Below are 19,792 nucleotides of genomic sequence, written 5' to 3'. Positions count from 1 at the left end.
GAATACCGCGTTTTCAAGGAAACCGAATGGATCACGCCGGAAGCAAGCACGGCCGCAGACCCGACCGCAGACCTCGGCCGCAGGCATCGCCGATGCGGCAGGTCTAGAGGGTCTGGACGGTCGCGATGCGTTCCTCGAGCTGCTCGATGGTGGCCTGGGCGCTCGGAGGGCCGCCGCAGAGCCGGCGCAGCTCGGCGTGGATCTTGCCGTGCGGCTGGCCGGTGCGATGGTGGCGAGCGGCCACCAGGGCGTTCAGTTGGCGCCGGAGCGCCACGCGACGCTGAGCGGCGCTCATGGGTGCCGGTGGCGCCGCCGTGGGCGCAGAGGCCGGCTGAGCGGCCCCGTCGGCGGTACGGCGGCGTTGGGCGGCGAGTTGTGCGGCCTGCCGCTTGGTCAGCAGCAGCGACACCTGGTCGGCGGTGAGCAGGCCGGGCAGGCCGAGGTATTCCTCTTCCTCCGGGGTGCCGGCCTGGGCCGCGGTGCCGAACGACGCGCCGTCGAAGATCACCTGGTCCAGTTCGGCGGTGGCCGAGAGCGCGGCGAACCGCTTCTCCAACTCGCCGCTGGCCTGGTCGTCGCGCTGCGCCCGTTCCAGCAGATCGTCGTCGAGCCCGTCGGATTCCTTGGGTTTGCCGAGGACGTGGTCCCGTTCGGTCTCCATCTCGCTGGCCAGGCCGAGCAGGTGGGGCACGCTGGGCAGGAAGACCGACGCGGTCTCACCGGGCCGGCGGGCTCGCACGAACCGGCCGATCGCCTGGGCGAAGTAGAGCGGCGTGCTGGCGCTGGTGGCGTAGACGCCGACCGCCAGTCGGGGGATGTCGACACCCTCGGACACCATCCGCACCGCGACCAGCCATCGCTGGTCGGACGCCGCGAACGTCGCGATCCGCGCGGACGCGCCCTGGTCGTCGGAGAGCACCACGGCGGCCTTCTCGCCGGTCACCTGCTCGATCAGCTTGGCGTACGAACGGGCGGTCTGCTGGTCGGTGGCGATGATCAGACCACCGGCGTCGGCCATGCCCGCGTTGCGCAGCACGGTCAGTCGGGCGTCGGCGGCGCGCAGCACCTGCGGCATCCAGTCCCCGGCCGGGTCCAGGGCGGTACGCCACGCCTGTGCCACCAGGTCCTGCGTCATCGGTTCACCGAGGCGGGCGGCCAGCTCCTCCCCCGCGTTGGTCCGCCAACGGGTCTCGCCGGAGTACGCCAGGAAGAGCACCGGCCGGACCACGCCGTCGCGCAGGGCGTCGGAGTAGCCGTACACGGAGTCGGCACGTGAGCGCAGCAGCCCGTCCCCGCCCCGCTCGTAGCTGACGAACGGGATCGGGTTGTCGTCGGAGCGGAACGGCGTCCCGGTGAGCATCAGCCGGCGTACGGCGGGGTCGAAGGCGTTCTTCACGCCGTCTCCCCAGGACCGGGAGTCGCCCGCGTGGTGGATCTCGTCGAGGATGACCAGGGTGCGTCTGGTCATGGTGCGTCGCCGATGCACCTGCGGTGCCATGCCCACCTGGGCGTAGGTGACCACCGCGCCGTGGAAGTCGGCTGCGGAGTGCACGTCGGCGTTGCGGAAAGCGGCGTCGAGCTGGATGCCGACCCGGGCCGCGGCGTCGGCCCACTGGTTCTTCAGGTGCTCGGTCGGGGCGACCACGGTGACCGCCTCCACGGTGCCGTCACCGAGCAGCTCGGCCGCGATCCGCAGGGCGAAGGTGGTCTTGCCGGCGCCCGGCGTGGCGACCGCTGTGAAGTCCTCGGTGCGCCGGCGCAGGTATTCCACCAGGGCTTTGCGCTGCCAGGCGCGTAGTGCCGGGAACGTCTCGAGCACCGGCGTCCGGGCTGCCACGCGAAAGCTCCTCTCCGACCGCACGACGGCGGACCCGGGGCGAGGGCCACGATGACCGCCGCCCATGAAAACGCCTCCGCGCAGAAGCTGCCGCGAAGGCCGACTCAGCATAACCAGCGCGAGCCCCACGGCCCAGGCGACGCCACGCTGGTCACATTCGCCACCCTGGCGCGGATGGCCTCACCACTCCCGGTCGGCGCGGGGATCCGCCCCATCGGCACGCGGCGGGCGCAGTGTCGCCACCGGCGCGGACCAGCGCCGACGCAACGCGATCAGACGTAGCCCGAAGACCAGGGCGGCAGCGGCGGTGAGCGGTACGGGCCCGGTCTGCCCGGTCACGTAGAGCAGCACCACCAGCACCGAGCCGGCCAGCGCGGCGAGGGCGTAGATCTCCCGACGCAGCACGACGGGGATCTCGGCGGTGAGCAGATCGCGGCCGAGCCCGCCGCCGATGGCGGTGAGCATGCCGATCAGGCAGGCACCGACCGCTGGCACCCGGGCGTCGAGTGCCTTGAGCGTGCCGGTCACGGTGAACAGTGCCAGGCCCGCCGCGTCCAGCACCAGGACGGTGGTGCGCAGTCGGGCCAGTTGCGGGTGCAGCCAGAAGACGGCGAGGGCGGTGATCGCGGCGGTGGCCGCGTACCGCCAGTCGGCGAAGGCCAGCGGCGGCACCTCGTCGATGACCAGGTCCCGGAAGATCCCGCCGCCGAGGGCGGCCACGAAACCGACGAAAGCGACGCCGAACAGGTCCAGTCGCTTCGCCACCGCTGCCGACGCCCCGGACGCGGCGAACACCGCCACCCCGGTCAGGTCGGCGAGGAGCAGGGCGGTGGAGGTGGTCACCGCCGCAGGCTACGTCGCCGGCCGGAGCACCGGCCGAGGTTCACTCGCGGTACGAGTCGTAGATCTCCTTGCACTGGGGGCAGACCGGAGAACCCGGCTTGGCCGCCTTGGTGACCGGGAACGTCTCGCCGCAGAGCGCGACGACGTAGGTGCCCATGACGGCACTTTCGGCGATCTTCTCCTTGCGGACGTAGTGGAACATCTCGGGACCGGTGTCGGCGTCCTTCAGCTCCGGACGCTCGAGAACCTCTGTGCTCACGTCTGCACCTCCAACCGACAAGTTTGGCAGGTCATCACGGCCGGGTCCACTTGAGGCCGGCCCATGCCCCACCCCGTACCGTGCTCGTGTGAATGACTTTCGCATCAGCTACGGAACCGAGGTCGCCGAAGCCCTGCGCGACGGCCTGCCCGTCGTCGCCCTGGAGAGCACCATCGTCTCGCACGGCCTCCCCCGGCCGGAGAACCTGCGGGTGGCCAGGGAGATCGAGCAGACGGTCCGGGACGCCGGGGCCGTCCCGGCGACGATCGGCATGATCAGCGGCAGGCTGGTGGTCGGTCTCGACGACGCACAGTTGACCCGCCTCGCCACCGTCGACGGCGTGACCAAGCTCTCCGTCCGCGATCTCGCGCTGGCGGCGGCGACCGGCGCGGACGGCGCCACCACCGTCGCCGCGACCAGCGCGGTGGCCGCCGCGGCCGGGATCGGGGTGTTCGCCACCGGCGGGCTGGGTGGGGTGCACCGGGAGGCAGCGCACACCTTCGACGAGTCGGCGGACCTGGGCACCCTGGCCCAGACTCCGATCGCGGTGGTCTGCGCCGGGGTCAAGTCGATCCTCGACGTGGGCGCGACGCTGGAGCGGCTGGAGACCCTCGGGGTCGCCGTGGTGGGTTACCGCACCCGCCGGTTCCCCGGCTTCTACCTGACCGACGCCGGCTTCGACCTGGACTGGTCGGTGGACTCGCCGGAGCAGGTCGCCGCCGTGCTCGCCGCCCGCGACGAGCACGCCGTACACACCGGCGGACTGCTCGTCGCCAACCCGTTGCCGGTCGAGGAGCAGCTCGACCCGGAGCTGCACGACCGGACGCTCGCCGACGGCCTGGCCCTGCTGGAGCGGGACGGGGTCACCGGTAAGGCCGTGACGCCGTACCTGCTGTCGTACTTCCACTCGGCCACCGAGGGCGCGAGCCTGGCGGTGAACGTCCGGATCATCCTGCGCAACGCCGACCTGGCCGCGCGGATCGCGGTCGCCGCAGCGGCCCGCCGCACCACCGCCTCGGCATGACCCGACCGGCCCGGATGGTCGTCGTCGGGGACGTGATCACCGATGTGGTCGCCGTGCTGTCCGGGCCGCTCGCGGCCGGCTCGGACACCGGAGCCGAGATCAGCATCGGCGGCGGCGGTCAGGCGGCCAACACCGCCGCCTGGGTAGCCGCGCAGCGGGTGGACGTCACGCTCGTCGGCGCCGTCGGTGACGACGACGCCGGGCGGGACCGGGTGGCCGAGCTGGAGCGGGCGGGTGTCGACTGCGCGATCGAACGCGTCGAGGGCGTGGCGACCGGCACGGTGATCGTGTTGGCCACCGACGACGAGCGCACCATGATCAGCCAGCGGGGCGCGAACCTGCGGCTGACCGGCGCGCACGTCGAGCGGGCCCTCGCGGCGGTGCCCGACGCAGGGCATCTGCACCTGTCCGCGTACACCCTGTTGGACGCCGGGTCGCGCGACGCCGGGCTGCGGGCGCTGGCCGCCGCGCGCGAGCGTGGGCTCACCACCAGCGTCGACGCGGCCTCCGCGGCGCCGCTGCGGCGAGTGGGCGCGGCGGCGTTCCTGAGTTGGGTACGCGACGTCGACCTGCTGCTGGTCAACGCGGACGAGGCCACCGTGCTCGCCGGTGGGCTGGACCCGGCGGCGCAGGGGCGGGCGTTGTCGGCGACGGCCCGGCGGGTCGTGGTCAAGCGCGGCGGGGCCGGCGCGGTCTGGGTCGACCGCACTGCGGCGGTCCGCGTTGCTGCGGCCCGGCGGGTTGCCGTGGTGGATGTCACGGGGGCCGGGGACGCCTTCGCGGCTGGCCTGCTCACCGCCTGGCTCACGGGTGCCACCCCGGCCGCGGCGCTGAGCCGCGCCACCGACCTGGGGGCGCTGGCCGTCTCCACCGTCGGCGCACGACCGCAGCCGTAGTCGTCGGCGCACGGTCGCGGCTCCCGAGTGCTCGAACCCTGGCCCGTTCGCGGGTCAGGGTTCGGCGTCGATGACCTTGTGCGGGCGCTCCTCGGTGGTGAGGCTCATCGGCGGGGTGTCGTCCGTGTGCCGGCGGTGGAACCTGTTGGCCAGCCGGTGCTCTTCCTTCGGCGGCCGGTCGTTGGCCAGCAGCACGGCCAGCCAGGGGATGAGCACCATGCCGAGGGCGCACAACGGCAGCCAGAGCCAGAGCAGCGGGGCGTTCGCACCGACCAGGATCGCGCCGGCGATGATGCAGGCCACCCGGATGCCCATCATCAGGACGTAGCGGCGCTGACGGCTGGTGAGCTGGTCACCCTGGCTGCGCGAGGCGTCGGTGATCAGAATCGGCTGGTACGCCTGACGCTTCACCATGGACCTCCTCGAGGGGGTTACGCCTCATCCTGTCACCGCAGGGCCGTGATCAGCGAACTTCGACTCATCCCGTCGCGTGTTACGTGCGTGGTACGCTGCCTGGCGTGGGCAGCAGGTTCAGCTTCACTGACGAGGCGTTGGCCAACCTGAGGGTCTACGACGTCACACCCGGGGAAGTCTGGGAGGCGCTGCACAGCGCCCGACGGGTGATCCGCCATCTGGGTGACGACGTGATGGTGGTCTACGCCGCCGCCCGTCGGGGCCGCCGACTGGCGGTGCTGCTCGCCGAGGCCGATGGCACCGACAACGACTGGGACATCCTCTCCGCTCGTGAGCTGAGCGACGCCGAGTCCAAGCGCTACGACGAGGCCGTGCGGAGATCTCGCCGATGAGGAGGCCGTGACGATGCACCGAAACGACGCGACCAAGCAGTTCCACAGCGGCGACGACCGGATCGCCGAGCTGATCGACGAGGGCCCGGGGGTGGACCTCCCCGCCCCCGACACCGACGTGCCGATGGTGAGCCGGTCGGTCCGGCTGCCACTGGAGACGTACGAGCGGGTGCGGGCCGCCGCCGACGCCCGAGGCATCGGGGTCACCACGCTGATGCGCCAGTGGATCGAGGCCGGCCTCGCCGACCTGGACGACTCCGCGACCGTCTCGCTGGCCGACGTCCGGCGCGCGCTGGCCTCGCTGGCGCACCCCACCGCCGCCTGAGCGGCAGCCCTCACCAGGCCGGTCGCGTCAGCCGCCGGCGGTCTTCGCCTTGGCCGCCGCCTTCATCTGCTGCTTGTACTCGCGCACCCGGCGCAACGAGTCGGCGTCGGTGACGTCGGCCACCGACCGGTACGCGCCCGGGTCGCCGTACCCGCCGGCCGCCGTCCGCCAGTCCTGCGGGAAGACCCCGAACCGCTTTCCGAGCAGAGCCACGAAGATCTGCGCCTTCTGCTTGCCGAAGCCGGGCAGCCCGGAGACCCGGCGCAGCAGCTCCGGCCCGTCGGCGACGTCGGCCCAGAGCATCGCCGCGTCACCGTCGTAGCGCTCCACCAGGACCTGGCAGACCTCCTGCACCCGGGCCGCCATCGCCTTCGGAAACCGGTGCAGTGCGGGCGGCTGGGCGAAGAGCGCGATCAGGGCCTCCGGGTCGTACCCGGCCAGCTCGACCGCGTCCAGTTCGTGGCCGAGCCGCTGCGCCAGCACGTACGGCGAGGAGAAGGCCTTCTCCATCGGCACCTGCTGGTCCAGGGTCATCCCGATGAGCAGGGCCAGTGGGCTGCGCTCCAGCAACCGGTTGGCCTCTGGGTCGATGGGCAGCACTAGCGTCATGCGGACCATCCTGCCTGGCCCACCGATCCGGGCGGACGCCGACGCTCCGATCGTCTCGCGACACGTGGCACTCGTCTGTCACGCTCGCTCACATGCTTTTGACCGCCCCGCCCGGTTCCCCGTACCACCGGCTCGGCCGCACTGCCCGGCATCACTGGTGGCAACCCATCGTCGGCACCGTCGCGCTGGTTGTTTCGGCGGTGGTGGTCCTTTGCCTGCTCTTCGGCGTCGCCGCCGTCGTGGCCGAGCTCACCAACCGCCCGTACGACGCCGACGGGCTTCCCACCTTCGGCCCGATTCCGGACGCCGCACTGCTGATCGCCTCGCTGGCGTTGTTACTCCCACTTCTGTTCGGCGCGGCCTGGCTCGTGCAGCGCCGGCCCGCAGGCACGCTCTCGTCGGTGCTCGGCCGGCTGCGGTGGAACTGGCTCGGCCGCTGCCTCCTGATCGCCACGCCGCTGATCATCGTCATGCTGTTCGGCGCGGACCTGCTGCTCGGGCTGACCGGCGAGAGCTCGGTGCTCGCCCCGGCGGACACGTGGGTGGGTGGGCCGGAGTTCGCCGCCGGCCTGCTGATGGTCCTGCTGCTGGTGCCATTCCAGGCCGCCGCCGAGGAGTACGCCTTCCGGGGCTGGCTGTTACAGGCCGTTGGCGCGTATCTCCGCTCACCCTGGCCCGCGATCGCCCTTCAGGCGGTGCTCTTCGCCGCGGCGCACGGCTGGGGCACGGTCTGGGGTTTCCTGGACCTGGCATTCATGGGCGCGTTGTTCGGCTGGTTGACGGTGCGAACCGGCGGGCTCGAGGCCGCGATCGCGCTGCACGTGGTGAACAATCTGACCGCGTTCACCCTGGCGGCGGCGTTCGGCGAGCTCAGCGCCGACGAGACGATGGCCGACGCCCCATGGCAGCTCGTCCTCGTCGACGTGCTGGTGCTGTCCGCGTACGCCCTGGTCGTCGACCGGATGGCCGCGCGTCGAGGGCTGGCGACGGTCGTACCGCCGGACCCGGTCGTGGCGGTGCCCGGCGGGCCCTCGGCCGCGACCGGTGCGGAGCTGAAGCGGCCGGAGGTCGGGGTCGAATCTCGCGGGTGGTGACGGCTTTCTCCGCGACGGCAGGCAGGATGTCGGGGTGGACGAACACGACATGCTGCTCTCCCCCGCCGGCGTCGACGCGCTGCGCGACGCGCTGACCCGGACCGGTTTCACCAGCCACGGCATCGCCGAGCGCCTGGGCGCCCAGGCGACCACCGCCGTCGCCCGTAACGACTACCGGGCCGCGCTGCGCGCCACCGAGGACGGCGACCCACTGGGCACCCTGATCCGGGTGTTCATCTGCGACCAGACCGAGCCGGAAGGGCAGGTGGCCGCTGCGCTGGCGCCGCTGAGCCTGGAGGAGGCGCTGGCCGGTGGGCTGGTCGAGCGGTACGGCGACGGGCTGCGTGCCGGCGTCGACCTGGAGCCGTACGGCGACGACTGGTGGGTGCTCGCCGACGTGCCGGCCAGTGCCCGACCGGGTCGGCCGTTGCACGCCGAGCACGTGCTCGGCATCGGCGGGGCCACCCACACCCTGATCGGGGCGACCATCCGCCGGCCGGTGGGCAGCGCGCTGGACCTCGGCACCGGCTCCGGCGTCCAGGCCCTGCACCTGGCCACCCACGCCGACTCGGTGACCGCCACCGACCTCTCGGAGCGGGCACTGCGCTTCGCCGCGACCACCGCCGCCCTCAACGGTCAGGACTGGGAGCTGCTGCGCGGCGACCTGGTCGCCCCGGTTGCCGGCCGGCGCTTCGACCTGGTGGTGAGCAACCCGCCGTTCGTGGTCGGCCCGGGCACCACCACGCACGTCTACCGTGACTCCGGCCGGGTCGGTGACGCGATCGGCGCCGAGCTGGCCGCCGCCGCCCCGGGCCTGCTCACCGAGGGCGGCACCATGCAGTACCTGGCGAACTGGGTGCACGTCGCCGGCGAGGAGTGGGACGAGCGGGTCGCCGGCTGGTTCTCCGGGACCGGCCTGGACGCCTGGGTCATCCAGCGCGAGGTGGCCGACCCGATGGCGTACGTCGACCTGTGGCTCACCGACGCCGGCGAGACCACCGACCCGCAGCGGATGGCCGCCTGGCTCGACTGGTTCGACGCGCACAAGGTGGAGGGGATCGGCTTCGGCATCGTGTCGCTGCGACGGGGCGGGCACGCCGACCCGTTGGTCCGGGTGGAGGACCTGCGCCAGCGGGTGCAGCCGCCGCTGGGCGACCAGGTGGCCGCCTGGTTCGACCGCCAGGACTTTCTGCGGGTACGCGACACCGAAGCGCTGCTCGCCGAGCGCTACCGGGCCGCCGAGGGCCTCCAACTGCGCCAGGAGGCCACCATGGGTGACGAGGGCTGGGGGGTGGATCGGCAGGTCCTCGCGATGCCGCACGGCCTGCGCTGGACCGAGGAGATCGACCCGCTGGTGCTGGCCCTGGTCGGTGGCGCCGACGGCCGCCTACCGCTGCGCGACCAGCTCGCCCTGCTCGCCACGGCGCACGACGTCGAGCCCGACGAGATGGCCGAGGCCGCGGGCCCGATCGTGGCGCACCTGGTCGAGCGCGGCTTCATCGAGGCGGTGACCGCGTGACGCGGGCATGCTCTGCGCCGGCTGCCGGCGTTGCGGCGGGCTGCCTTGCGGCGGGCTGCCTTGCGGCGGGCTGCTGATGCGTGCGGTGGTGCAGACCGTCGGGCGGGCCAGCGTGACAGTGGACGGCGAGGTGGTCGGCGCGATCGAGAACGGCCTGCTGGTGCTGCTCGGGGTGACCCACACCGACACCGCGGAGACCGCTCAGACGATGGCCCGCAAGGTGCACGAGTTGCGCATCCTGGACGACGAGCGGTCCGCCGCCGACACCGGCGCGCCGATCCTGGTGGTCAGCCAGTTCACCCTCTACGGGGACGCCCGCAAGGGTCGCCGGCCAAGTTGGACGGCAGCCGCCCCCGCCGAGGTGGCCGAACCACTGGTGACCGCGGTCGTCGACGCACTGCGCCAGCGCAACTCGCCGGTGGAAACCGGCCGCTTCCGCGCCCACATGCTGGTGGAAAGCACCAACGTAGGCCCCCGAACCCTCCTCCTGGACCTCTAACCCCAACCCCCGCCACCCTGGTTGATCATGAAGTTATTGCCCGCCGCCTCGGCGTGTCGTGGCAATAACTTCATGATCAACGGGCCGGAAGGGGGCCGGGGGCGGGGGTGGTGTCAGGAGAAGAGGCCTCGGCGGGACAGGGACTGGCGGAGCCAGTTGTCGAGTTCGGCGGTCCAGTCGGTGCGGTCGGCGGTGGCGTGGTCGACAGTGAACCGGCCGAAGGCGTCCCGCCCCTCGGTGAAGACGCCGCCGCGCTTGTCGACCTCCAGCACCACCTGCATCTGCTGCGCGTCGGCGATGAAGGTGACCTCCAACTGGTTGATCGAGCGGGCGTACTGGGGCGCCGGGCCGAACTCGATCTCCTGGTAGAAGGGCAACGTCTGTCGTACGCCGTAGATGTGCCCACGCTCCACATCGGCGCGGGCGAACCGGAAGCCCAGTCGCAGCAACGCGTCCAGGAGTCGCTCCTGCGCGGGCAGCGGGTGCACCGACACGGCGTCCAGGTCACCCTTGTCGACGGCGCGGGCGACCTCCAGCTCGGTACGCAGGCCCATCGTCATGCCGTGCAGGTGCTGCCCGTACAGCTCGGTGACCGGTGTCTCCCACGGCACGTCGAAGCGGAACGGGATGTCGTGGCGCTGCCCCGGCTCCAGCCGGAACGCGCCGGTGATCTGCTGGCGGCGGAACTCCTGAGTGGTGTCGTAGTCGTTGTCGCCGCTCTCCACCTCGACCCGGGTGACCAGACCGAGAGTCACGTGGTCGATGTCGACCTGGTGGTCGCCGCCGACCACCTGGATGCGGCCCTCCAGCTGGCCGCCCGGGCGGCAGTTCGGGTTGGCCAGCACCGTCTCCACCGATGGGCCGCCGACCCCCATCGCCTTCATGAGCCGCTTGAAGACCACGCCGTCCTCCATCTTTCGTCGTCGCCGACCCGAGCTGGCCGGCCGTCCGCAACGTAGTCGGGGCGGGCAACCGCACACCGGGACGACACACCGCGCCAGAGACCCGACCTGATTCCTGTCGGGTGCCCGATCGCCTCACTCCCGTTTTACGCCCCGACCGCCAAGCTGTGTGCACACCGGCACCACTGGGCCGGAGACACGGCACAGACGTGGAAACGGGGAGAGACAGAGATGGCCCTTCAGATGACGGAACACCGGATGCGCCCGGCCACCACGACCGACACCGACGGGACCTCCGAGGTCCTCACCGACCTGGACGCCACCGACGAGCGTGGCATCTCCACCGACCTGGTCCGGGCGTACCTCAACGGGATCGGCCGCACGAAGCTGCTGACCGCCGCGCAGGAGGTCGACCTGGCCCGTCGGATCGAGGCCGGCCTGTTCGCCGACGAGAAGCTCGCCACCTGCACCCCGGTTTCCGCGGAGCTGCGGGCCGACCTGGAGCTGATCGTCGCGGAGGGCCGGGCTGCGAAGGACCACCTGCTGGAGGCGAACCTGCGGCTGGTCGTCAGCATCGCCAAGCGCTACACCGGCCGTGGCATGGCGTTCCTCGACCTGATCCAGGAGGGCAACCTCGGTCTCATCCGGGCGGTGGAGAAGTTCGACTACGCCAAGGGCTACAAGTTCTCCACGTACGCGACGTGGTGGATCCGGCAGGCGATCACCCGCGCGATGGCCGACCAGGCCCGCACGATCCGCATCCCGGTGCACATGGTCGAGCAGGTCAACCGGATGGTCCGCGCCCGCCGCGAGCTGGCGGTGACGCTGGGCCGCGAACCCACTGTCGCCGAGGTGGCCCGTGCCCTGGAGATCCCCGAGATCCAGGTCATCGAGCTGATCTCCTACGACCGGGAGCCGGTCAGCCTGGACCAGGCCGTCGGCGACGACGGTGAGAGCGCGCTCGGCGACTTCGTGGCCTCCGTGGACCCGCGCACCGAGCCGGGTGACGCCGCCGCCCAGGGTGAGTTGCGCAACGAGGTGAGCATCGTGCTGGCCACCCTGTCCCAGCGGGAGCAGGCGGTCATCCGGCTCCGGTTCGGTCTCGACGACGGCCGGCAGCGCACGCTGGACGAGGTCGGTCGGGAGTTCGGTCTGTCCCGGGAGCGGATCCGGCAGATCGAGAAGGTGACGCTGCTGAAGCTGCGCGCGCCGGAGCGGGCCCAGCGCCTGGAGTCGTACGCCTGCTGACGCACCTGCTCGTGGAAGGCCCTGGCGGTTCGCCGGGGCCTTCCATGCTGTCGGGGTGCTTGACCGGTGGCACCATCCACGGTAGAAACCATGTGGTTATAAAACCAGGAGGTTATACGTGGTGGGCACCGAACTGCTGGACGCGACCTTCGCGGCGCTGGCCGACCCGACCCGACGGGCCATCCTCGCCCGGCTCGCGACCGGGGAGGCGACAGTGACAGAGCTGGCAGCACCCTTCGCGATGAGCCAACCGGCCATCTCCAAGCACCTCAAGGTGCTGGAACGCGCCGGCCTCGTCAGCCGGGGACGGGACGCCCAGCGCCGACCCTGCCGCCTGGAGGCCCGGCCGCTGCGGGAGGCGACAGCCTGGCTCGCCGACTACCGCGACTACTGGGCGGAGAGCTATCAGCGCCTCGACGCGCTGCTCGACGAACTCCAGGCAGTCGACCAGACCGACTCCGCCCGTCGACGCTCCCGACCGGACGGGTCGCGCGGGTGAGCAGCGTCGACGACCCGCTCGTCGTGCACACCCCGGGTGATCGGGAGATCGTGCTGAGCCGGCTGTTCGAGGCACCGGCACGCCTGGTGTTCGCCGCATTCACCCGACCCGAGCTGCTGGTCCGGTGGTACGGCGCGCGCGGCTGGAGGCTGGTGGAGTGCGATGTCGACCTGCGGGTCGGCGGGCAGTGGCGGTTCGTGTCGCAGGGCCCGGAGGGCGCGCGGATGGTCCAGGCTGGGGTCTACCGGCAGATCGAGCCACCGCACCGGCTGGTCTGCACCGAGCTGTTCGACGACCAGTCCTACCCGGGCGAGACGCTGGTCGGCCACGAGTTCACCGAACTGGCCGGCCGGACGACGGTCACCACCACGCTGCGCTACGCCACCGCGGAGGGGCGGGAAACCGTGCTGCGCTACCCGATGACCCGAGGGGTCGGGCAGAGCTACACGCGGCTCGCCGACCTGCTGCGTTCCACAACGACGATACGAGGAGAGCAACCATGAACTGGACGCTGGAAGTGGTGATCGTGCCGGTCACCGACCTGGACCGGGCCAAGAAGTTCTACGCCGAGCAGCTCGGCTTCGTGGTGGACCACGACACCGTGATCGGCGACGAGGCGCGGATCATCCAGCTGACCCCGCCCGGCTCCGGCTGCTCGATCGTGATCGGCAAGGGCGCCGTCCCGGACATGCCAGCGGGGTCGCTCAAGGGTCTGCAACTGGTGGTGCCCGACATCGAGCGGGCCCACGCGGAGCTGGTCGAACGTGGTGTGGAGGTCAGCGACGTTCAGGTGCTGGGTGCCAGCCCAAGCCCCACGCCGCACCCGTTGGACAATGTCGGCTTCGTCTTCTTCACCGACCCGGACGGCAACGCCTGGGCCGTCCAGCAGATCTCCAGCCGCGCCTGACCGCCCCCGTCACAGGCGGCGGGGGCCGGTGTCCGGGCGGGCAACCACACCGCCGACGCGCACCTGGGCGTGCAGGACCGAGATGCCGTCCGGGCGGGCGAGCACCGGGTTGAGGGTCAGTGACCGCACCCGGGGCTGCTCGTCGGCGAGCTGACCGACCCGCAACAGCAGGTCGGCCAGGGCCGCCCGGTCGACCGGCGCGGCGCCCCGGTGCCCCCGCAGCAACGGCGCCGCCCGGGGCTCGTCGACCAGCTCGGCCGCGTCCCGGTCGGTCAGCGGCACCGCCCGCCAGGCCCGGTCGCCCAGCAGCTCGGTGGCGACCCCGCCGAGGCCGAAGCCGACCACCGGCCCGAACGCCGGGTCCTCCACCAACTCCACCACGCAGGCCACACCGGGCGGCACCATCGGCTGGACCAGCACGTCCGCGCCGAAGGTCGCCGCCAGCTCCGCGTACGCCCGGCGGAAGGTCGGCTCGTCGGGCAGGTCGAGCCGGACCGCGCCTAGGTCGACCCGGTGCCGCAGCCCGGGATCCGCCGCCTTCAGCGCCACCGGGAACCCCAGCCGCGTCGCCGCGTCCACCGCCGCGCCGACCGAGTCGACGGGCACCGAGGCCACCACGTCGATGCCGTACGCGGCCAGCAGCGCCCCCGGGTCGGTGCCGTCGGCGCGGAGCGCGGCCTGCGCGGCGGCCCGGTCGATGCCGGGCAGCTCGGGTGCCACCCCGGGCGGGCGGCGCAGCCACTCGGCGTACCGGTGCACCCGGGCGAGCGCCCGCACCGCCTCCTCCACGCCCCCGTACGCGGGCACTCCCGGCGGCAGCCGGCCGACCAGGAACGTCGCCACTGTCGGTTTGCCCAGCGCGAGGGCGGCCGGCAGCGCGGCGGTCACGTCGGCGTCCACATCGGTCAGCTGCCCGGGCAGCGGCGGGGCGAAGACCACCACCAGGGCGTCCACCCCCTCGTCGGCGGCCGTCTCCGCGAGAGCGGCGGCGAACTCGGCGGCACCGGCGCTCGGCCCGACGTCGCGGGGATGACCGTCGGCCACAGTGAGGCCGTGCCCGACGCAGGCGGTGGCTGCCAGCCCGGTCAGGGCCGAGGAGTTGCCGACCACACCAACCCGTCCGCCGACCGGCAACGGCTGGTTGGCCAGCAGCACACCCACGTCGAGCAGCTCCGGCACGGTGTCCACCCGGATCACCCCGGACTGGGCGAAGAGCGCGGCCACCGCCACCTCGTCCGGGCCGGCGGTGTCTCCGACCCCGACCGGACGGGCCGGCGAGGCGAGCGCGACGACCGGTTTGGCACGGCCGATCCGCCTGGCCAGCCGGGCGAACTTACGCGGGTTACCGAAGGTTTCCAGGTACAACATGATCACGTCGGTGCCGGGATCGTCCTGCCAGTACTGGAGGAGGTCGTTGCCGGAGACGTCGGCCCGGTTGCCGGCCGAGACGAAGCTGGACAGCCCCAGACCGCGCCGGTCCGCCTCGGCGAGCAGCGCCACCCCGAACGCGCCGGACTGGCTGAAGATGCCCACCCGACCGGCCGGCGGCAGCGCCGGGGCGAGGGTGGCGTTGAGGCGTACCGTCGGGTCGGTGTTGGCCACGCCCAGGCAGTTCGGGCCGACCACCCGCATGCCGGCGGCGTGCGCCGCGCGGACCAGCGCCCGCTGCGTGGCCGCGCCCTCGGCGCCGGCCTCGGCGAAGCCGGCCGAGATGACGACCAGGCCGTGCACCCCCGCGGCGGCGGCGTCGGCGACCACAGCGGTCGCCGCCTCCGGCGGGACCGCCACCACCGCCAGGTCCACCGGTGCCCCGGCCTCAACCGCGGAGAGGTACGCGGGCAGCCCCGCCACTGTCGACGCGCTCGGATGCACCGGCACCACCACGCCGGTGAAGCCGCCGTCGCGCAGGTGCCCGAGCACCGCGGCGCCGACGCCCTGACCGGTGGCGCTGGCGCCATAGACGGCGATGCCACGTGGGGCCAACAGCCGGGCGATGGAACGGGCCTCGGTGCGGTGTTCCCGGCCGCGCTGCACCTCCAGCGTGGCCTCGGTGGGCGCGATCGGGAAGCTCAGGTGCACCACGCCGTCGGCGTACTCGCGCTGGACCTGGTAGCCGAAGTCGGCGAAGACGCGCAGCATCGTCCCGTTGGCCGGCAACACCTCGGCGACGAAGCTCATGATCCCGTTGCGCCGGGCCGCGTCGGCCAGGTGCTCCATCAGCACCGAGCCGATGCCCCGGCCCTGGTAGGCGTCCTCCACGACGAAGGCCACCTCCGCCTCCGGGGCCTGCGGGCCGAGCCGCTCGTAACGGCCGACCGCGACGATCCGGTCGCCGGCCAGCACCACGAACGCCTCCCGGTCGCGGTGGTCGACGGTGACGAACCGGATCAGGTCCCGTTCCGGGATGCGCGGGTACGGCGAGAAATACCGCAGGTAGCGGGTGCGCTCGGAGAAGCGGCTGTGCATCGCCACGATGCCCGGCGCGTCGGACGGGTCGATCGGTCGCAACTGGACGGTGCTGCCGTCGCTGAGCAGCACGTCCACCGGCTGGCTCACGGTCGTCACCGGCGTGGCCCTCCCCTGGCCCGGCTCAGTCCCGCGGGTCGTACGGGTCGAGCCCGAGCAACGGGAAGACCGTCTTGCGGGTCGCGGCGATCGCCCGGTCCACCGCGTTGGGCTCGCCGGTCGGCTGCCACGGCTCGAACGACGGGTCCGCGTCGTCGGTCATCCGCAACGGCACCTCCCGGCCCAGACGACGGGAGGCGACCAGCTCCCGCCAGGCGAGTGGGGTGAGCGTGGCCGGGGCGATCGGGTCACCGGTGGCCACGGCCAGCAGGTGACTCCACGCCCGAGGCACCACCTCGACCAGGGCGTACCCACCACCGCCGGTGGCCACCCACCGACCGTCGCACAGCTCGTCGGCGAGTGCCCGCATCGCCAGGTAGGTGGCCCGTTGGCCGTCCACCGTCAGGTTGAGGTCGGCGAGCGGGTCCAGTCGGTGCCCGTCGGCGCCACATTGGCTGACCAGCACCTGCGGCCGGAACGCGCGCAGCACCGACGGCACGATGGCGTGGAACGCCCGCTGCCAGGCGCTGTCCTCGACACCCGGCGGCAGCGGCATGTTGACCGCGCTGCCCTGCGCGCCCGGCCCACCCGTCTCGTCCGGGAAGCCCGTGCCCGGAAAGAGCGCCAGCGGGGTCTCGTGCAGGCTGATCGTGAGCACCCGGGGGTCGTTCCAGAAGATCTGCTGCACCCCGTCGCCGTGGTGCACGTCGACATCCACGTACGCGACCCGCTCGGCGCCCAGGTCGAGCAGCCGGGCAATGGCCACCGCAGGGTCGTTGTAGACGCAGAAGCCGGAGGCTCGGGCGGGCATCGCGTGGTGCAGGCCACCGGCCACGTTCACCGCCCGTCGTGCGTCACCGCGCCAGACCGCCTCGGCGGCAGCCATCGTCGCACCGGCGATCAGCGCGCTGGACTCGTGCATCCCCTCAAAGACCGGGTTGTCGGACGTGCCCAGCCCGTACCCGGCGAAGAGCGGATCGCGCGGCGCGGCACGCACGGCGGCCAGGTAGGCCGGGTCGTGCACCCGGGTCAGCGCGGCGTCGTCGGCGGGCTCTGGCTTGACCATGCGCACCCCGGGGCGATCCAGGACGCCCAGCTCACGGGCGAGCGCGATGGTCAACTCCACCCGGACCGGATCGAGCGGATGGTCACCCATGTCGTAGGCGAGCAGCGACTCGTCCCACACCACCACAGTGTCGTCGGACATGAGCCCATCGTCGCACGAGGACCTTCGTCGGCCCACCGCACGCGCTGGTCAGCGGTCGGAAGTCGGCCCGGAGGCGACCGGCCGGGTCGGATCGGCCACCCAGTTGCTCCACGAACCGACGTAGAGCGCGGCGTCCGTGCGACCTGCCAGGTGCAGCGCGAGCACCGCCTGCGCGGCGGTCACCCCGGAGCCGCAGTACGCCCCGACGGCCCGCGCCCCGGTGACCCCGGCGGCGGCGAACCGCTCGCTCAGCACATCGGCGGCCGGGAAGCGCCCGTCCGGGCCGACGTACTCCCCGGCGGGCAGGTTCGCCGCTCCCGGCACGTGCCCGGCGACCGGGTCGATCGGCTCGACCTCGCCCCGGTAACGCGGTGCCGCCCGCACGTCGAGCAGCACCGCGTCGTCCGCGGCGGCCAGCTCGGCGGCCTGCCCCGCGTCGAGCACCGGAAGATCACCGGGACGCACGACCATGTCGCCGGGGGTCGGGGCGGGCGCGTCGGTGGAGACCGGCAGGCCGGCGGCGACCCATGCCGGGAAGCCACCGTGCAGCAGGCGCACCGGCCGGTGCCCCGCCCAGCGCAACGTCCACCAGGCCCGGGCGGCAGCCAGGCCGTCGCCACCGTCGTACACCACAACGGGGTGACCGGCGCGGACGCCGGCGGCCCGCAACGCGGCCTGCAACGCGGCCGGGTCGGGCAGTGGGTGCCGACCGCCGACGCCGGGCGGCCCGCAGAGTGCGGTGTCCAGGTCGACGAAGACCGCGCCGGGCAGGTGACCGGCGAGGTAGTCGTCGTGGCCGGGCGGGCCGATGAGCCGCCAGCGGACGTCGAGCAGGGTGGGCGGATCGGCGTCGTCGAGCTCGGCGGTGAGCCGATCCACCTCGACCAGCGGCTTCTGGGTACCGGACATGGCAACCATCCAACACCATTCGTGCCGAGGGCTCACGGTTCGGCGGCGGCCGGCGGGCCAACACCCGAGGTAGCATCGTGCATCGGAGGGCCGCTGACCTTATGAAGTCTCACGACCTGGTCGATACGACCGAAATGTATTTGCGCACCATCCTTGAGCTGGAAGAGGAGGGGGTGCCGCCGCTGCGTGCCCGGATCGCCGAACGGCTGCAGCAGAGTGGCCCCACCGTGAGCCAGACCGTCGCCCGGATGGAGCGCGACGGCCTGCTCACCGTCGAGGGAGACCGGCACCTGACGCTCACCGCCCAGGGTCGCGGCAGCGCCGTGTCGGTGATGCGCAAGCACCGCCTCGCCGAGCTGCTGCTGGTCAACGTCATCGGGATGCCCTACGAGGAGGCCCACGAGGAGGCCTGCCGCTGGGAGCACGTGATGAGCGACGCGGTGGAGAAGCGGGTGTACGACCTGCTCAACCGGCCGACCCGCTCCCCGTACGGCAACCCGATCCCAGGGCTTCAGGAGCTGGGCTCGCCGGCCGCGGAGGCCACCGAGGCCGCCGAGGGGGAGCGCAACCTGGCCTTCCCCGGTCTTTCCGGGTCGGTCGTGGTGCGCCGGATCTGCGAGAGCGTGCAGAAGGACGCCGACGTGCTGCGTCAGCTGCACGCCGCCGGTGTCGACCCGGGCGCCACGGTGACCGTGGCACAGGAGCGCGACGGCGTCTCGATCGACCGCTCCGGGGACCGGGTGCGGCTGCCCCGCGAGGTCGCCTCCCGGGTTTTCGTCGCCGCCAGCTGAGTCGCCGCCAACTGATCAACCGGACACCCGGGCGTCACAACGCCCGGGTGTCCACCTTTTTCGCCAGCGCGGCCAGGTCACCGGTCAGCTTCTCCGCCGCCGAGCGCTCGCCGCCACGGGCCGCGGTCCAACTCACAGTGGCCAACCGTCCGTCGGCGGCCAGCCAGCCCACCTCGGCGACCGGCCCATGCCCGCTCGCCGCAGCGGTCGTCCGCCGGTACGCCTGCTGACCCAGCCCGGTGACCTTCGCCGCCTTGTCGGGCACCACATCCGCGGCGAAGGTGGCCTTGTCGATCGTGGTCTCGGACACACTCAGTGTCAGCTCCGGCAGCGTCGCGCTCCTGGCCCGCACCACACACGTGTGCGTGTCGCCCTGTTCGCTGGCCGCCGCCACGTCGAAGCGCACCTTGACCAGTTGCTCGATCACCGCGAAGTCCAGCAGCCGGCAGGCCCCGCCCGAGGAGGCCGCCGCCACGTCCACGGCGATCGGCACCGGCGGCGGCACCGCCACCGGCTCGGCGTCGGCAGCACAGCCGCTCACCAGCAGCCCCGCCACCCCGGCGACCACGATCCGCCCGCGCACGTTCCACCCTCTCGCCGACCGACGGCGGAAGGCGCCCGCCAGGTGTCCGTCGGACACCGTACGGGGTGTCGGTGGCGGGCGGAAGCCCTCGTTCCGCCGGTCTGCCCGCGCCTATCCGGACTGTGGATCATCCACGTACGGGCAGTGCCGGCAGCCGCGTCCACAGCACGTGCCACGGCGGGCCAGGAAGCTGGCGCTGAGCACGAACAACCCGCTCTCCGGGTCGAGATAGCCGGCCTCCCCGGCGGCGAGCGCGGCGTCGTGCGCGGCGAGGATCCGGGCCCGGTCGGGGTGCTCCGGCGACAGCCGGGACGGGTGCGGCTCGGTGAGCGGCCGGTCGGCCAGGGGTCGTCGCTCTCCGCTCACCGAGGCAGTCTAGGGAAGCCCGCCGGGCCGGGCGCTCATCGGTGGCGGGCGAGCGCGGCGTTCACCTCGTCGGAGTCGGCGCCGCCCGCGAGCAGCAGCCGCAG

23 protein-coding genes are annotated in these 19,792 nt (G+C 72.7%); 12 read left to right on the top strand and 11 right to left on the bottom strand.

Features of this window, described 5'->3' with window-relative positions; all coding sequences use genetic code 11:
- Positions 1 to 103 precede the first annotated feature (103 nt).
- The 3 genes from AC3CF1_RS27200 to AC3CF1_RS27190 all read right to left on the bottom strand — a co-directional run bounded on the left by AC3CF1_RS27200 (position 104) and on the right by AC3CF1_RS27190 (position 2,939).
- The gene (locus tag AC3CF1_RS27200; RefSeq protein WP_088946802.1) at positions 104 to 1,837 is read right to left on the bottom strand and encodes a DEAD/DEAH box helicase; all 1,734 of its coding nucleotides are present in this window, start codon (positions 1,835 to 1,837) and stop codon (positions 104 to 106) included.
- Positions 1,838 to 2,017: 180 nt separating this feature from the next.
- Positions 2,018 to 2,680, bottom strand: a complete 663-nt coding sequence (locus AC3CF1_RS27195; protein ID WP_088946801.1) for a trimeric intracellular cation channel family protein — start codon at positions 2,678 to 2,680, stop codon at positions 2,018 to 2,020.
- 40 nt (positions 2,681 to 2,720) lie between these two features.
- A complete protein-coding gene (locus AC3CF1_RS27190) occupies positions 2,721 to 2,939 on the bottom strand; it encodes a DUF3039 domain-containing protein (RefSeq protein WP_488451570.1) in 219 nt (72 codons plus the stop codon).
- An 88-nt stretch (positions 2,940 to 3,027) separates the two neighbouring features.
- Here AC3CF1_RS27190 and AC3CF1_RS27185 point away from each other — a divergent pair, with 88 nt between their 5' ends.
- Positions 3,028 to 3,963 (top strand): pseudouridine-5'-phosphate glycosidase, encoded by a 936-nt coding sequence (locus AC3CF1_RS27185; RefSeq protein WP_210792301.1) that lies wholly within the window; start codon positions 3,028 to 3,030, stop codon positions 3,961 to 3,963.
- Complete coding sequence (locus AC3CF1_RS27180) at positions 3,960 to 4,859, top strand: carbohydrate kinase family protein (RefSeq protein ID WP_488451569.1); 900 nt, start codon at positions 3,960 to 3,962, stop codon at positions 4,857 to 4,859. Before AC3CF1_RS27185 ends, AC3CF1_RS27180 begins: the two co-directional genes overlap by 4 nt.
- A 54-nt stretch (positions 4,860 to 4,913) precedes the next feature.
- Here AC3CF1_RS27180 and AC3CF1_RS27175 read toward each other — a convergent pair whose 3' ends face one another.
- Positions 4,914 to 5,273, bottom strand: coding sequence for a DUF3099 domain-containing protein (locus AC3CF1_RS27175; protein WP_488451568.1), 360 nt, complete (start codon positions 5,271 to 5,273; stop codon positions 4,914 to 4,916).
- 104 nt (positions 5,274 to 5,377) lie between these two features.
- Between AC3CF1_RS27175 and AC3CF1_RS27170 the strand changes: the two genes are divergently transcribed.
- Both AC3CF1_RS27170 and AC3CF1_RS27165 read left to right on the top strand, forming a co-directional pair.
- Positions 5,378 to 5,665 carry a hypothetical protein gene (locus AC3CF1_RS27170; RefSeq protein ID WP_088946797.1) on the top strand — a complete coding sequence of 96 codons (288 nt, stop codon included), beginning with the start codon at positions 5,378 to 5,380 and terminating at the stop codon, positions 5,663 to 5,665.
- Between the two features lie 13 nt (positions 5,666 to 5,678).
- Positions 5,679 to 5,990, top strand: coding sequence for a hypothetical protein (locus AC3CF1_RS27165; protein WP_088951534.1), 312 nt, complete (start codon positions 5,679 to 5,681; stop codon positions 5,988 to 5,990).
- A 27-nt stretch (positions 5,991 to 6,017) separates the two neighbouring features.
- Here AC3CF1_RS27165 and AC3CF1_RS27160 read toward each other — a convergent pair whose 3' ends face one another.
- Positions 6,018 to 6,608, bottom strand: coding sequence for an HhH-GPD-type base excision DNA repair protein (locus AC3CF1_RS27160; protein WP_488451566.1), 591 nt, complete (start codon positions 6,606 to 6,608; stop codon positions 6,018 to 6,020).
- 83 nt (positions 6,609 to 6,691) lie between these two features.
- Here AC3CF1_RS27160 and AC3CF1_RS27155 point away from each other — a divergent pair, with 83 nt between their 5' ends.
- The 3 genes from AC3CF1_RS27155 (at position 6,692) to dtd (ending at position 9,711) form a co-directional block, all read left to right on the top strand.
- The gene (locus tag AC3CF1_RS27155) at positions 6,692 to 7,693 is read left to right on the top strand and encodes a CPBP family intramembrane glutamic endopeptidase (protein ID WP_488451565.1); all 1,002 of its coding nucleotides are present in this window, start codon (positions 6,692 to 6,694) and stop codon (positions 7,691 to 7,693) included.
- 34 nt (positions 7,694 to 7,727) lie between these two features.
- On the top strand, positions 7,728 to 9,212 hold the full coding sequence (locus AC3CF1_RS27150; RefSeq protein ID WP_488451564.1) for a DUF7782 domain-containing protein: 1,485 nt from the start codon (positions 7,728 to 7,730) through the stop codon (positions 9,210 to 9,212).
- A 76-nt stretch (positions 9,213 to 9,288) separates the two neighbouring features.
- Positions 9,289 to 9,711, top strand: coding sequence for a D-aminoacyl-tRNA deacylase (gene dtd, locus AC3CF1_RS27145; protein ID WP_488451563.1), 423 nt, complete (start codon positions 9,289 to 9,291; stop codon positions 9,709 to 9,711).
- A gap of 113 nt (positions 9,712 to 9,824) precedes the next feature.
- On the opposite strand, the gene AC3CF1_RS27140 is transcribed toward dtd, so the two are convergent.
- A complete protein-coding gene (locus AC3CF1_RS27140) occupies positions 9,825 to 10,613 on the bottom strand; it encodes a sporulation protein (RefSeq protein WP_210792390.1) in 789 nt (262 codons plus the stop codon).
- Positions 10,614 to 10,844: 231 nt separating this feature from the next.
- Here AC3CF1_RS27140 and sigB point away from each other — a divergent pair, with 231 nt between their 5' ends.
- The 4 genes from sigB to AC3CF1_RS27120 all read left to right on the top strand — a co-directional run bounded on the left by sigB (position 10,845) and on the right by AC3CF1_RS27120 (position 13,267).
- Positions 10,845 to 11,861, top strand: a complete 1,017-nt coding sequence (sigB, locus tag AC3CF1_RS27135; RefSeq protein ID WP_370452985.1) for an RNA polymerase sigma factor SigB — start codon at positions 10,845 to 10,847, stop codon at positions 11,859 to 11,861.
- A 121-nt stretch (positions 11,862 to 11,982) separates the two neighbouring features.
- Positions 11,983 to 12,360 (top strand): ArsR/SmtB family transcription factor, encoded by a 378-nt coding sequence (locus tag AC3CF1_RS27130; protein WP_330463956.1) that lies wholly within the window; start codon positions 11,983 to 11,985, stop codon positions 12,358 to 12,360.
- Positions 12,357 to 12,863: an SRPBCC family protein gene (locus AC3CF1_RS27125; protein ID WP_355161851.1), complete on the top strand. Its 507-nt coding sequence runs from the start codon at positions 12,357 to 12,359 to the stop codon at positions 12,861 to 12,863. Before AC3CF1_RS27130 ends, AC3CF1_RS27125 begins: the two co-directional genes overlap by 4 nt.
- Positions 12,860 to 13,267, top strand: coding sequence for a VOC family protein (locus AC3CF1_RS27120; protein WP_488451562.1), 408 nt, complete (start codon positions 12,860 to 12,862; stop codon positions 13,265 to 13,267). The genes AC3CF1_RS27125 and AC3CF1_RS27120 overlap by 4 nt, the downstream gene beginning before the upstream one ends.
- 9 nt (positions 13,268 to 13,276) lie before the next feature.
- Here AC3CF1_RS27120 and AC3CF1_RS27115 read toward each other — a convergent pair whose 3' ends face one another.
- From AC3CF1_RS27115 to AC3CF1_RS27105, 3 genes are read right to left on the bottom strand one after another with little or no spacing between them, the layout of a single operon-like run.
- Positions 13,277 to 15,832: a bifunctional acetate--CoA ligase family protein/GNAT family N-acetyltransferase gene (locus tag AC3CF1_RS27115; protein ID WP_488451561.1), complete on the bottom strand. Its 2,556-nt coding sequence runs from the start codon at positions 15,830 to 15,832 to the stop codon at positions 13,277 to 13,279.
- 25 nt (positions 15,833 to 15,857) lie between these two features.
- Complete coding sequence (locus AC3CF1_RS27110; protein WP_210925720.1) at positions 15,858 to 17,039, bottom strand: acetoin utilization protein AcuC; 1,182 nt, start codon at positions 17,037 to 17,039, stop codon at positions 15,858 to 15,860.
- Positions 17,040 to 17,087: 48 nt separating this feature from the next.
- Positions 17,088 to 17,948: a sulfurtransferase gene (locus tag AC3CF1_RS27105; RefSeq protein WP_488451560.1), complete on the bottom strand. Its 861-nt coding sequence runs from the start codon at positions 17,946 to 17,948 to the stop codon at positions 17,088 to 17,090.
- 101 nt (positions 17,949 to 18,049) lie between these two features.
- On the opposite strand from AC3CF1_RS27105, the gene AC3CF1_RS27100 reads away from it, so the two are divergent.
- A complete protein-coding gene (locus AC3CF1_RS27100) occupies positions 18,050 to 18,739 on the top strand; it encodes an iron-dependent transcriptional repressor DtxR (RefSeq protein ID WP_088946789.1) in 690 nt (229 codons plus the stop codon).
- 34 nt (positions 18,740 to 18,773) lie between these two features.
- Here AC3CF1_RS27100 and AC3CF1_RS27095 read toward each other — a convergent pair whose 3' ends face one another.
- Both AC3CF1_RS27095 and AC3CF1_RS27090 read right to left on the bottom strand, forming a co-directional pair.
- On the bottom strand, positions 18,774 to 19,322 hold the full coding sequence (locus tag AC3CF1_RS27095) for a hypothetical protein (RefSeq protein WP_488451559.1): 549 nt from the start codon (positions 19,320 to 19,322) through the stop codon (positions 18,774 to 18,776).
- Positions 19,323 to 19,433: 111 nt separating this feature from the next.
- Positions 19,434 to 19,688 carry a C1orf53 family protein gene (locus AC3CF1_RS27090; RefSeq protein ID WP_355163079.1) on the bottom strand — a complete coding sequence of 85 codons (255 nt, stop codon included), beginning with the start codon at positions 19,686 to 19,688 and terminating at the stop codon, positions 19,434 to 19,436.
- Positions 19,689 to 19,792 lie beyond the last annotated feature (104 nt).

The organism is Micromonospora sp. MGP-C2, from assembly GCF_057766525.1.
Note: the sequence above shows the minus strand (reverse complement) of the source record. Positions and strands in the feature narration are given on the sequence as shown.

What these genes read in the sequence shown, in the direction of transcription:
- AC3CF1_RS27110 (WP_210925720.1), bottom strand. Translation starts at nt 17,039, where the DNA reads ATGTCCGACGACACTGTGGTGGTGTGGGACGAGTCGCTGCTCGCCTAC.
- AC3CF1_RS27160 (WP_488451566.1), bottom strand. Translation starts at nt 6,608, where the DNA reads ATGGTCCGCATGACGCTAGTGCTGCCCATCGACCCAGAGGCCAACCGG.
- AC3CF1_RS27120 (WP_488451562.1), top strand. Translation starts at nt 12,860, where the DNA reads ATGAACTGGACGCTGGAAGTGGTGATCGTGCCGGTCACCGACCTGGAC.
- AC3CF1_RS27180 (WP_488451569.1), top strand. Translation starts at nt 3,960, where the DNA reads ATGACCCGACCGGCCCGGATGGTCGTCGTCGGGGACGTGATCACCGAT.
- dtd (WP_488451563.1), top strand. Translation starts at nt 9,289, where the DNA reads ATGCGTGCGGTGGTGCAGACCGTCGGGCGGGCCAGCGTGACAGTGGAC.
- AC3CF1_RS27165 (WP_088951534.1), top strand. Translation starts at nt 5,679, where the DNA reads ATGCACCGAAACGACGCGACCAAGCAGTTCCACAGCGGCGACGACCGG.
- AC3CF1_RS27105 (WP_488451560.1), bottom strand. Translation starts at nt 17,948, where the DNA reads ATGTCCGGTACCCAGAAGCCGCTGGTCGAGGTGGATCGGCTCACCGCC.
- AC3CF1_RS27155 (WP_488451565.1), top strand. Translation starts at nt 6,692, where the DNA reads ATGCTTTTGACCGCCCCGCCCGGTTCCCCGTACCACCGGCTCGGCCGC.
- AC3CF1_RS27175 (WP_488451568.1), bottom strand. Translation starts at nt 5,273, where the DNA reads ATGGTGAAGCGTCAGGCGTACCAGCCGATTCTGATCACCGACGCCTCG.
- sigB (WP_370452985.1), top strand. Translation starts at nt 10,845, where the DNA reads ATGGCCCTTCAGATGACGGAACACCGGATGCGCCCGGCCACCACGACC.
- AC3CF1_RS27100 (WP_088946789.1), top strand. Translation starts at nt 18,050, where the DNA reads ATGAAGTCTCACGACCTGGTCGATACGACCGAAATGTATTTGCGCACC.